Here is a 13,019-nt window from a genome sequence, read left to right as displayed (position 1 = left end):
TGATTCTCACCATTACATAGAAAAACTAGGGGGTTTTTCTTATCATAGAAATCTCTTTCTGAGTTATTGTTCTTGTCAGTAATAATAGAATACCATATATTACTGAATAAACTATTATCTTTAATAATAAACTAAGCAAGCTATCATAAATAGGCCAAATATAAGAAAACATCAAATGCACTATAATAACAGTCACTACACTCGTAACCAGTGGTTTAATTGCTATTCTGAGTAAAGCTAAAATATCTAAATATTTACGAGCATAATATGACATTAATGCGCATACAATAATCTCAACGAGTACATGTACAAGCGCCGCTCCTTTGTATCCCCCGAAAGGTATGACAATAAAATTTAATAAAATGCTAACTATCGCACCTGACATTACTGAAATCGTAAAGTATCTAACATTATCCGTCGGAATCAGAGTTTGACGCCCCACAATCTCTGAAAAAGCAATTGGAATTAGAGAGAAGACAACAATATTGAGAGCAATAAATGTTTCAGCATACTCTTTTCCCAAAAACATATGAACAAATTCTTGGCTAACAAGTAATATTCCAACTACTACCGGAAAGGTTAGTATGCTATTAAATAACATCGACGCGGACATTACCCTGCGAACTTCCTCCTTTTTACCTTGAGCATGCAAATTGGTCATTCTAGGTTGAAGTACAGCACTTAGAGTCACTACTAAACTAACTAAAACAGAGTTTATATTCACAGCTTGGGTATAAATTCCAACATCAAATACACTGCCTAAAGAGCCCAAAATTATTTTATCTAGCGTATTGTAAATCGAAATTGAAATTTGGGGAAGAAAGAAAGATAAGTTAGGTTTAAAGTTTGATAGTATCTCTTTTACTCCAACTCGAACCAAATTGACATAGTTCTTTACACTTAACCACATAATACCTTGCGAAATTAACGTAGAAAAACTAATGATAAATACATACAAATAGATATCTGACTGGGATTTTATCAATGTAAATATAGAAACGACACCAATTAGCTTGACTACTGTATTTCGCATAACAATTCGCTTAAAATCTTCTAATCCTTGGAATAGCCAACTAATATCAAACATTATTGCAATGAGAGAAAAGATTTGTACTATAAAATATTGTTGGTATTGACTTGGAAAGAGAAAGATATAAGCTAGATATACCAGTATCGTTAGAGTTGTTGAAAATAGCTGAAAATAATAGACTGAAGAAAAAACATGAGATATTTCTTCTTTTCCCTTATGACTCACTTTTGCAATTTGGTTACTTCCATAAATAACAATTCCTAACATACCAAATGTTGAAAAATAGGCGACTATAGAGGCGGTATAATTATATTCACCCATCAATGTTGGATTAAAAACTCTAGTTACATAGGGAACCGTTACAAAAGGAAGAATCATCGTTAAGATTTTATATGAAAAATTATATAAAAAATTTTTCAAAACTTTCATGATGATAACCTTTCTTTCATTTTAATTAAATAATACGCAACGACATATGACTCATGCTTTAGAAAAAACGCTAGTATTTTATGTGACAATTTTTTAGGATATCCTAATGAGTAGGCTCTGCGGAATCCTACATCACTACCAATTGTTTGAAGATACTCACTGCCCTCTCTAACAGAGCTTGCACCTCTACACCCTGCGAATGCATAAGAAATAACATCATTCATAATATGTTCATGAAAATCATTTTGTAGTTCTTCCTCACCCCATAGTTGTATATATTGTTCAATTACCTTATGATTTTCAATTGCTTGGAGATATCTATCTTTTCTTAATACTTTACTCCTTGTTGCTGAATCAGGATTGTAAACCATTATATAGATTCCCTCTATAATGTATAAAATCCTTTTTGCATGTGTCAACAAAGGAAGGCTTTGCAATAAATCCTCACCAAGCCAAATCTCTTTCAATTCATTAGCAATGTCATATTGCACAGCTAACTCTCTATTAATAGCAGCGCATCCAATTACAAAGTAACTATAACTTAAAAAGCCTTTATATAGTTCTTTTTTATCTTCCTCAAAGAGCATTTCCTTTGAGAAGTATGGATTCACATGTTTCACACCGTTTCTCTCCTTAATTTTAGGAAAAATTACAATGTCTGGATTTTGTGAATCAATTTTAGTAGCTAAAATTTTTAACGCTTCTGGAATTAGTTGATCATCTCCATCCAAATAAACAACGTAATCTCCTTTAGCATTTGCTAAGCCAGATGATCTTGCTAACGCCACACCTTCATTCTTCTCTTTGTCTATAATTACAATGCGTGAATCCTTTTCAGCTATTTTTGTAATAATATCAAGCGAATGATCTGGAGAGGCATCATTCACTAAAATAAGTTCAAAATTATTATATGTCTGTCTCAATACAGAATATACACATTCCTCAATATACTTTTCAACATTGTAAATAGGTACAATGACAGAAAACTTTAGCATTTACTTCCTCCATTTTATTAGTCTAAGTTTCATAGATATACTGGATAATCAAACTGAAAGTTCAACCTTAAATCTAAAAAAACTCATGAAGATCATTCTTACGAAAATTTCATAGACATTTTCATCATATAAAACATAGATTTATTTACTCTTTTTTAATAAATCCTTTACTTTTCCCATTGCTACAATAATACCGACTGCTATATATGAAATATGTAAATCTCTAGCTGTCTCTTGAACAGAATTCTGTTGGATCTGATGATACTTATAAATATGTCCAAATTTGTTTTTTAAAGGATAATCAATCTGTAATAACTCTTTTGTCATCATTTTATGAGCAATTGGATTTTTTTTTAAAATAGTCGTACTATTTTTCGTCAAGCCGTCCTCTAGGTAATCAGATATGTAAATAATCTCATTGAACCATCGTAATTTGTGTCCTCTCCTTGCTACTTCATTCCACAAAACTACTTCACTCATAAAATTTTCTCCCTCAATTTCTGGGAATTTTATTTCTTTTAAAATTTCTGTTCTGTAGACCTCAGCTTTATCACCAAGAATATTATATTTTACTCGATGCAAATTATCACAATCTATAAATTCCCCTTCAAACGTTTCCCCAACGATTACTGTCTCTGAATATCCTCGATTAAAAGCGACGCCTGCATATTTGGGATTATCTTGAATAGTTGTGAATCTATCAATAACGGTGGCTATAGCTTTCGGAAGGAGAGCATCATCTGAGTCGACTATAAAAAACAATTGTCCCTTAGCTCTGTCCAATCCCTCATTAACCGCTCTATGCTTCCCACCATTTTCTTGATAAATATAACTTATATCCAATTTATTTTCTGATAAAAATTTCTGAACTACCGTTGAGGTATCATCCGTTGAACCATCATCTACAATTATCCACTCAAAATCTTTACTAGTTTGCTTCACTAGAGAGTCATACAATTTTTTTAACAAGTTCATCCTATTATATGTAGCTGTAAATACTGTAACTTTTAAACTCATTATAATTCCTTTCTTTTACCTACAAAATCCACAAATAAAACTGGGAAAATAAAACCAGAAAACCCATAGGATTCAAACATTAATGAAATAAAGACACTGCTAATCAAGATTGCTTCCTTCAATAAAAAAATATTTTGTTTTATTCTTAACAACATAAACAACAAGTAGCCTATAAAAAATAATACACCTAAACGAAGAATTAAACCCACATAGCCACTATCAATAATTACATCTCCTGCTAAAGTAGGTAGTGTTCCCTCTATAAAATTCCCAAAAAGATTATATCCATATTCAGCTACAAAAACATTACCACTGTAAATTCTATTGGTAAAAAGTTTATTCAAAAAAATGAAAGGTTCCCTCACTTCAAAATAGGTAGTTGCTAAAATAATAAATAGCGAACTTACTACAATTACTATATAAATAAATGAATTTTTAACAACCTTGTATAGAATACCTCTAAAATCAAAAATAAAACAACTTAAAATAATCAATAAACTTATTAAGAAAGAAGTTCTAGAGTCCGTTATGGCAAATATAAAATAATTAAATATAAGAAGACCGCAGTAGAAAATAATTTTGTATCTATTGGGGTTAAAGACGTACAATGTATTTAATGTAATTGCATAAGCCATGAGACCTAGTGAATTCGGATGGACAAACCCTAATGTTCCTCTTACTAGCCCTCCAGTTCGAAAAATGAATACACTTTTAATAATTCCTGCATTAGCAAATAAAACTACTAATATAAAAAAAATAAAAAACACTAACCAATGAGTCTTGTTAAATTGAATATTACTCACTCTTAGAGTTGAGTAAATCAGAAAAAAATTAAGCAATTCCAGATAAACTAATCCTTGAAAATAAATTAGAAAACATAAAAATAATACGAAGGATAGACAAAATAGCTTCAATTTATTAAAGCCGTAAATCACTGTGTGAAGTAGCAATAAAAATACTGAACTAGCTAAAATTAAGATATTTAAACTACCACTTTTCGCAATATTTACAAATTTCAGCATATACAAAACTGTTGATACAGAGAACAATATATTAAAAATCAGATTATATACTCTATCATATTTCACAAATTATTTCTCCTTTATTTTTGAAAATATTGCTTCAAACTTATTTATTGCTTCCTCATTGAAATCCGTCTTTTTCTCAAAAATTTCCTTCTGGAGAATAAATTCCATTCCCTTAGCCAGTGCCGCACTATCATGATCAACTTCTATAACATCAAAATATTTCATCATTAATTCTGACCCTTGAGTTCTAGTAGAAATCGTGGGAACTCCCAATATTGACGCTTCAGCTAGAACATAACTAAATGATTCTGAAATTGAGCTTTGAATCAGCCCTTTGCTTTGTCTTATATAGGAGTATGGGTTACTTTGAAAACCGACTAATTGAATGTAATTTTGCTCACCTAGAATCTCAATCTGATTTTGCAGTGTTTGCCGTAGCTCTCCTTCACCTAAAATTAATAAATGAAATTCAGGATATTTTTTTCTAAATTGGTGAAATGCATTTATTAATAATGAATAATTTTTCACTTCTGCCAATCTTCCTACTGCACAAAAATAAGGAAATGTCTTTTGCACATTTGATTCTTTGCTTAATCTTTCTATTTCATTTAGATTGATTAAATTTGGAACTATATCCAATTTACATGATGGAAATATTTTTTCAAAACTTTCTTTCTGACCTAAAGAAACAGCTAAAATATCATGAAATTTTTGATAGCACATACTCTCATCCCTAATACTTCTAAACGATTTACGAGAGTACCAATTCTTAGAAAAATCACAATGAATATACGCTAATTTTAGACTATCTTCATTGTATGAGCCTGAAATAATTTTAGTTGGTTTTCCTTCTATATACGCAAATTCTATGTCGAATTTTTCTTTTTTAAACCTAGTTTTATTAAGAATAAATTTATATACCAATGTCCTAGGAAAAAATTTCACTACCTTATTCAAAAGTTTTTCAATAAGATATGGTGTGTCTTTTTTTATGAAATAATCTATTTTGATATCTTCAAGTTTTTGTGCATAATAATTATTCTTTTCGCTATATACGAGTAAAGAGATATCATACTTATACTTAAATTGCTGTATAAAATTTACCAGTGATTTTTCAGCTCCGCCTCCTGTTAAGCTAGTTATGCAAATTAACATTTTTTTCATTTTAACGATTATCCGCTCCTATTTCTTCTATTAAATATATCCACTGATTAAGAATTTTATTTTTATCAAATTTATCCATATTGTCTTTGGCATGTTCTGAGAAAGATTGTCGCAAATCATCATTTTTCATCAATTCAAGCAATTTCTCACTCATCTGATCCACGTCATAGCAATCAATCAAAAATCCATTGACTCCATCTTCAACAATCTCACTAGGTCCCGTTGGACATCTGAAGCTAACAATAGGAAGATTGTATTGTTGTGCTTCTAATAGGACTAAAGGTAAGCCCTCATAGCGAGAAGTCATGACATAAATTCCTTTATCTCCATAAATCAAATCCTGATTTTTTTCGAGTCCTTTTATGACTAACCTGTCTTGCAAATCATTTTCGTTGATTAAATCTCTGATTTTGTCTACTTCATCCTGATTGCCGGATCCATAGATTTCCCAAGTCCAGCCTGACTTCTCAGACAAAACCTTTTTCGCAACCTGAACAAGATAATCATATCCTTTTTGGTAATCAAAACGACCCACCGTAACAATTTTGGTTGATTCTTTATTATAACTTAAAGTGTCTGAAGGTATATTTTCTTTCCAATTATAGATATATTCGATAATTTCTTCAGAAATTCCATATTTTTTTATATAATTTTGACGATCTTCCTGAGTAAGAGTAATAATCTTGTCTGCCAACTTTGTCCCAACATATCTTTGGACTTTCTGAGAAAATTCTCTATTATCCGTAATTGAATTGGTATGATCACACAAAACTACTTTAGTAGAAATTCCTATTCCTGACAAAGATAAAAATACATTAGCGGATATCCCTATCCCAAAGGCGACCTCTATCTCATTATCTATGAAATATTTTTTTAACATTTTTGAGATTTTTAGAATATTCTTAGACAAGCGTACTCGATGGTCAAAAAAATTGGAGTATTTTACTTGAGAATTGATTTTAAAGAACAGGTCTGATTGTTTTGTAGTAATTCCAATCAAATGAACTTCATACTTTTTTGTAAGTTCGTTGGCCAAGGATACAGCCACTCGCTCCCCACCACCAGACTCATCCAAAATCCATTTCACTAAAGCAATTTTTTTCATATTTCAACTACTCTTATCCTTCTTTCTCACCAAGCGATATTATTTTATAGTGGTGCTGGACTCTCTTTTCTTCAGGAGGTAATTGCATGTAATTTTCTCCATAGATAGCTGTCAAATATTCTTTATATCTACGAGGACAACTCAAGTCAATTTCTTCAAATTTTAATAAGACTGGTTCTCCAAAATAATCAGAAGGCACAATCTCTCTTAATTTATATGCCCCTGTATAGTTTCCAGAAAAAGCCTCATTAAATGAATATCTTTTAATAGCCTTTAAATATCTTTTTTGCGCCCAATCAAAAGAAAGTACTTTCTCAATTTTAACTATGTTTGCAAAGATAATAATTAATTTTTCAACTAAGGGGCGATCTTCTTTCTTCTGATTCACTAGACTATTAAACTGAGAAAGTTGAACCATCATCCGTCTGTATAAGTATCTATACTCATGAATTTTTCTCTTAATTGGGGCAGCAGGCATCCCGTCAAGTGGAAAAATATCTATCCACAAACTCTCCACCAATTCTTCTTTACTATAATTCATTATGATTTTCGTTGAATCATCCCGGATTACAGAGAAAGCTTTTTTATAATTAGCGGTGTCTTCACTTAAAAATTTATAATTGTTCGGCAGGAAATTGGGAGCTACTTTCTTAAACTTTTCGTAATCTTCTCTTGGCATGCCAATATCAATATCATCATCCCAAGGGATAAATCCTTTGTGACGTACTGCTCCAAGCAATGTTCCCCCTAGAGCATAGTAAGTCAAATTATTTTCTTCACAAATGTTAATAAATTCTTTCAAGATAGACAGGATTTTATCTTGAATAATTTTTATATCTGACATACTTGTCCTCCTAAACTAAGGGTGAGTTCTTCGTTTCACAACGCCCAATGATAGTTAAATTAAATAATTTTAATATTAGTTTAAAACTTGAAAGTTACTTAGTAAGCTCTAAAAACTCTGTCCATATTTTTTTCCGAAATACTTCGCTTTCAAGAAGGATTTGCCCTTCTCAAATAAATTCACTTTTTCCATATACATAAATGGAATTTCTTTAACACGTAGATTTTGGTAGTCTAACCAAACATTAAAAAGGCGCTCACTGACACGTCCAAACAGTCTTGCATCAAAAGCAGAGTAGCCTGTGATATCCAATCTTCTGTACAACTCATCAATGATAGGGAACAACCACTCACAATAAGATGACACATTTTCTTTGGACATGATAAACATATTGAACATATGGCCACTACGGCCATCCATCACCTTATCAAATGTTTCTAGATACTCTGGTGCGATTTCTTTTATGATTTCACGCGTTGTATCTAAATGACTAGAATCATGAGTATGTGCATAATGTGAATAGAGAGTCTCTATATAATATTTTCTCTTTTTAGGAACAACGACGTCCGCTTCAGACATAAATTCCTTAACTTGATCTGCCGATAGGATCACTTCATTCATATTTATCTTATCCTGGTAAGGACGCTTTTTGTCTGTAAAATAACGTCGGTAATGAACTAATCCTAGGTAATCACAGTCCAAATTTTTCCAAGCCCAATATAGTCCTGTCAATTCACAATAATAAGGGTTGAGATGTGAAATATGATCACCTTGATTGTCTGGCTGATAGCCTAAATTTTCCTTTCCTTCACTGCCAACCTGAACAGGAATGTACAGCTCCTTATCCTCTGGCATTTGAAATCTTTTGTGTGTTGCAACTATAATTTTGTACTTTTTTGACATTTGTATACCCTAACTCCAATTTCTTAATTCCTGCCTCGTTGGCGTTGGACAATTTTTTCAATCGAATCTCCATCCATTTTTTCAAGTAAAGAGAATACTAGAATAAATTCGCTTACTCATCCTATTTCCTTCGCTTGAAAAAATGAATACGAATAGCCAAAAACTGTTATTCGTATTCAACCTTATCTCTCTATCAATTTCATGCTAGATGATTTGGCACATATATTAATGGGCACCTTCTCCAGACATTACTTTTTTTATCGTCAAAAAGAAAATTTTGATATCTAACAAAAAAGATTGATTTCTGGGATAGTACAACTCCATTTCACAACGTTCAGGATAATATACTTCGCTCCTACCAGAAACTTGCCACATTCCTGTAATCCCCGGTCGTACAGACAATAAAATTTGTTGCTCTTCCTTGGAGTACTCCTCTAACTCATTCTCCAAAATTGGTCTAGGTCCAATAAGACTCATATCACCCAGCAATAAGTTTATAAATTGAGGAATTTCATCAATGCTCGTTTTCCTGATAAAATCTCCGATATTGGTAAGACGAGGATCCTCATTTGGAGGTAATTTGTAACTATTATTTATATATTTTTCATAGAGTTCTTTATTTGAGGCCAAAACTTCCTCAGCATTTTCAACCATTGATCTAAATTTAATAATTTTAAATTTCTTTCCTCTTAGCCCTACTCTATATTGTGTAAAGAATATGCTTCCTTTATAACCTTTTATTTTATAGATTATATAAATTATAAAAGCGCTAGGTAGGACTATGAATATTGTTCCAAACAAACCAATAAGAACATCCATAACTCTTTTAAAGCCAATATAGACGATACTATTTTGTTTCACCTTAAACTCCCCCTCCCATAATAATCATCTAAAATAATCCTAGCACTGCAAGACTATTTATTTCTTTCCATAGTTCCCATATCCTCCATAAGAAGAATATTTCTCCGCTGAGATATTCAATTTATTTAAGACAACACCCAAAAATGGCTTTCCTGTTTGTTCCAATTGCTCTTTTGCTTTTTGAACATCGCGACGATTTGTTTCACCAACTGCTGTAACCAAAACAGATGCATCACATTTCTGCGTCACAATGACTGCATCAATGACGATACCTACAGGAGCTGTATCCACGATGATATAGTCAAAATATTTACGCAAGGTATCTAGCATTGTTCTAAAATTTTCACTTTGTAAAAGGGCTGTAGGATTCGGTGATATAGAACCCGCCTGAATCACAAAGAGATTTTCAACATTGGTATCACATAGCCCTTGTGATAAGTCTGTCGTACCTGATAAAAACTCGGTTAGGCCTGTAATCTTATCTCGTGATCTAAAGACCCCCGACATGACTGAATTACGAATATCCGCATCAATTAGGAGAGTTTTATAACCTGCACGCGCAAAGGCCCAAGCAAGATTGGTAGAAGTTGTAGACTTTCCTTCACCTGGTTTAACTGAAGTAATGGAGATGACTTTCAAATTATCTCCACTTAGTTGTATATTTGTACGCAGGGCATTATAATATTCTTCTGCTTTTTTTACAAGCTCCAATTTTTTCTGTGTAATTTCTAATGTTGGCATCATTCTCTCCTATTTCAATTTATCCAGATTTGGAATAACTCCTAAAAGTGGAATTTGCATGACGTCTTCGATATCTTCTGGTCGTTTGACACGAACATCAAGTAACTCAATCAACAGAACAACGACAACTACAACACCTAAGCCTCCGAGAAAGCCTACTAAAGTGTTACGGCGAATGTTAGGTGATGAAGGGGAGGTAGCTGGACGTGCTTCCTCAAGCGTTGTCACATCAGATACACGAGTTACGTTAATGATTTTTTGAGCAGCAACCTCACGCAGAGAGTTAGCGATACGGCTAGCTTCCTCTGGCTGTTTGTCTTTAACAGAAATAGATACGATACGTGTATCAACTGGCACAGTCACTTGTACTTTACTAGCAAGACCCTTTGTTGACATATTTAGTTTCAAGTCGGTTACAACCTTTTCTAGCACATCTTGGGAAAGGATGATCTCACGATAGTCTTTAACAAGATAAGACCCTGCCTGCAAATCCTGATTTGTCAATCCCGGCTTATCTCCCTGGTTTCGGTTGACCACATAAATACGCGTAGTGCTAGTATATTCTGGTTTTATAATAAATTTGCTATATGCAAAGGCAACTGTTCCTGTTACAATAGCCACCAAAGCAATAATCAATTTCCGTTTCCACAATGTATTTAGCAATTGAAATACATCAATTTCCATAGTATTTTGTTCTTTCATTACTTCTCCTAAATTAGTTGATCCATTACAATTTTTCGAGGGTTGTCTATAAAGAGTTCCTGAGCCTTCGCTTCTCCGTATTTTTGGGCAATAAGGTCATATGCTTCTGCCATGCGAGGAGGTCTGCCATCTAAATTGTGCATATCACTTGCAATCACATGAACCAAATCCTGCTCTAAAAAATACTGAGCTCTTTTTTTCATGAATTTATAGTGTTCTCCGAAAAGCTTAGGTTTGAGAACATGCGCGCTATTTACTTGCGTATAACAGCCCATATCAATCAACTCTCGAACACGTTTCTCATTATTTTCCAGAGCATCATAGCGCTCGATATGGGCAATGACTGGGGTAATACCCAACATCAAGATTTTGCTTAAGGCACTATGAATATCGCGATAAGGGGTATTCATACTAAACTCTATCAAAGCATAATGACTAGCATTAAGGGTAGGGACCTGTTTATTTTCAAGTTTATCCAGGACGTCTGGTGTATAATAAATCTCTGCACCATAGGCAATAACTAAATCATCTGCTACTTCCTTTGCAAGTTCCTGTACCTGACGAAAATTGATAGCTATTTTCTCTTCTGGAGTCTCAAACATTCCTTTGCGTCGGTGGGAGGTGGAAACAATCATCCGTACTCCCTGATGATAAGCTTCTGCCAAGAGAGCCTTGCTTTCTTCTCTTGATTTTGGTCCATCATCTACATCAAAGACTATGTGCGAATGAATATCAATCATCTCATCTACCCTCCATCACATCTTGAATTGCCGACTTGACAGCAGCTAAGCTACTATCATCAATTTCCATCATGTAGAGGTTACTATCTGGCATGGCATAAGAAGGAAGATCCATTCGACCTGTTCCTTTTAGGTCTTGAGAGTTGACCTTATAGTTGCCACCACTCTCCAACTGTGCATTGACCAAGTCCATCATGGTCTCAAGTGGCATATTGGTTTGGAGAGAGTCTTGTAGGCCTTGAATGATATGATCATAATTTTTCAAGGCTTCAGTTGAGGTCAATTTTTGAATAATGGCCACAATCACTTTTTGCTGATTGCGTCCACGATCTCGGTCACCATCTGCTAGAGAATAGCGTTCTCGAACAAAACCAAGAGCTTGTTCTGAGTCAAGATGCACATTGCCAACAGGATAATACTTTCCATTAGTGTGGGCTGTAAATTCTTGATCATTATAAACATCAATTCCACCTAAAAGGTCAATCAATTTCAGAAATGATGTAAAATTCAAGCGAACGTAATAGTTAATATCTAGACCATAGAGATTTTCCAAAGTGTGGATAGAAGCATCCACTCCATAGATTCCTGCGTGGGTCAACTTATCCTTTTGGTTGTTGCCCCCATCTGCAATCGGAACATAGGAATCACGTGGCGTTGTTGTCAAAAGGATTTTTTTGGTGTCGCGATTGACGGTCATCAGGATATTGACGTCTGATCGCGAAACCGAACTAATCGGACCGTAGGTATCAATTCCACTCACATAAATGTTAAACGATTGATTCTTGGTTGCCTTCGGAGCAGCCACTTTTTTAGTCAGCTCCTTGGTATAAATTTTTTTGATTTTTGCAGCATAGTCAGGATATTCTGATTCAATGATATTTTCAAAGACACTATTTAAAACAATCGCCTTTGTGTCACCTGCAAGCAGGCTCTTATAAGCCGCTAGATAAGAAGCACTCTGCTCTACTGTCAAATCCTTACCTTGATTTGATTTAATATCTGTAAGTAATTTTTGAATATTTTCATTATCCGTTTCGGTTGGAGCCATAACACTGTCTAACTGGCTAACATTATTGATATCGCTGTCTTTCAAAACCACAACACTAATCGAATACTCTGAATAATTAGATGTCGCATTCAAACGATTGGTTAAGCCAATAAATTGTTGGACTGTAAATAAAGAAACAGACCCTATAAGAATAGACAAAATCAATAGAAAAATGGTGAACTTCTCAGCTTTTTTATAAAAAATCAGAAGAAAACTGATAACAGCTACCATTAAAACTAAGACTGCTGCGACTAAATTAAGATATCTGAACGCAAGTATGTTGTGTCGAAAGATTAGAAACAACAAAAAACCACCCAAAATCAGATAAATGGTTAGCAAAAATATATTAATATTGCGCTTCATGTTGCCCGAACGAGCTCTCTTTGAAGGTCTACTCATGATACTCCTCTAT

At 33.4% G+C, this 13,019-nt stretch carries 13 protein-coding genes; all 13 read right to left on the bottom strand.

Going from position 1 to position 13,019, the window contains the following annotated elements:
* Positions 1–25: 25 nt before the first annotated feature.
* The 13 genes from K1I97_RS03655 to cpsA all read right to left on the bottom strand — a co-directional run bounded on the left by K1I97_RS03655 (position 26) and on the right by cpsA (position 13,006).
* A complete protein-coding gene (locus K1I97_RS03655) occupies positions 26–1,459 on the bottom strand; it encodes a flippase (protein ID WP_223331313.1) in 1,434 nt (477 codons plus the stop codon).
* Positions 1,456–2,454: a glycosyltransferase family 2 protein gene (locus tag K1I97_RS03650; protein WP_223331312.1), complete on the bottom strand. Its 999-nt coding sequence runs from the start codon at positions 2,452–2,454 to the stop codon at positions 1,456–1,458. The genes K1I97_RS03655 and K1I97_RS03650 overlap by 4 nt, the downstream gene beginning before the upstream one ends.
* Before the next feature lie 141 nt (positions 2,455–2,595).
* Entirely contained in the window at positions 2,596–3,471 is an 876-nt protein-coding gene (locus tag K1I97_RS03645) for a glycosyltransferase family 2 protein (protein ID WP_223331311.1), read from the bottom strand.
* Entirely contained in the window at positions 3,471–4,559 is a 1,089-nt protein-coding gene (locus K1I97_RS03640) for a hypothetical protein (protein WP_223331310.1), read from the bottom strand. The genes K1I97_RS03645 and K1I97_RS03640 overlap by 1 nt, the downstream gene beginning before the upstream one ends.
* A 3-nt stretch (positions 4,560–4,562) precedes the next feature.
* The gene (locus tag K1I97_RS03635; RefSeq protein WP_223331309.1) at positions 4,563–5,663 is read right to left on the bottom strand and encodes a glycosyltransferase; all 1,101 of its coding nucleotides are present in this window, start codon (positions 5,661–5,663) and stop codon (positions 4,563–4,565) included.
* A 1-nt stretch (position 5,664) separates the two neighbouring features.
* Complete coding sequence (locus K1I97_RS03630) at positions 5,665–6,768, bottom strand: glycosyltransferase family 4 protein (protein WP_223331308.1); 1,104 nt, start codon at positions 6,766–6,768, stop codon at positions 5,665–5,667.
* Between the two features lie 13 nt (positions 6,769–6,781).
* A complete protein-coding gene (locus tag K1I97_RS03625) occupies positions 6,782–7,612 on the bottom strand; it encodes a LicD family protein (protein WP_223331307.1) in 831 nt (276 codons plus the stop codon).
* A 108-nt stretch (positions 7,613–7,720) separates the two neighbouring features.
* Positions 7,721–8,515: a DUF4422 domain-containing protein gene (locus tag K1I97_RS03620; protein ID WP_223331306.1), complete on the bottom strand. Its 795-nt coding sequence runs from the start codon at positions 8,513–8,515 to the stop codon at positions 7,721–7,723.
* A 225-nt stretch (positions 8,516–8,740) separates the two neighbouring features.
* Entirely contained in the window at positions 8,741–9,334 is a 594-nt protein-coding gene (locus tag K1I97_RS03615) for a sugar transferase (protein WP_263284060.1), read from the bottom strand.
* A gap of 99 nt (positions 9,335–9,433) precedes the next feature.
* Complete coding sequence (locus K1I97_RS03610) at positions 9,434–10,117, bottom strand: tyrosine-protein kinase (protein WP_223331304.1); 684 nt, start codon at positions 10,115–10,117, stop codon at positions 9,434–9,436.
* Between the two features lie 9 nt (positions 10,118–10,126).
* Entirely contained in the window at positions 10,127–10,819 is a 693-nt protein-coding gene (locus K1I97_RS03605; protein ID WP_223331303.1) for a capsular polysaccharide biosynthesis protein, read from the bottom strand.
* An 8-nt stretch (positions 10,820–10,827) separates the two neighbouring features.
* The gene (cps4B, locus tag K1I97_RS03600; RefSeq protein ID WP_223331302.1) at positions 10,828–11,559 is read right to left on the bottom strand and encodes a capsular polysaccharide biosynthesis protein Cps4B; all 732 of its coding nucleotides are present in this window, start codon (positions 11,557–11,559) and stop codon (positions 10,828–10,830) included.
* Between the two features lies 1 nt (position 11,560).
* On the bottom strand, positions 11,561–13,006 hold the full coding sequence (cpsA, locus tag K1I97_RS03595; RefSeq protein ID WP_223331301.1) for an LCP family glycopolymer transferase CpsA: 1,446 nt from the start codon (positions 13,004–13,006) through the stop codon (positions 11,561–11,563).
* Positions 13,007–13,019 lie beyond the last annotated feature (13 nt).

This window comes from Streptococcus oralis, from assembly GCF_019929345.1.
Lineage (GTDB): Bacteria > Bacillota > Bacilli > Lactobacillales > Streptococcaceae > Streptococcus.
This window is presented reverse-complemented; position numbering and strand designations above follow the sequence as displayed.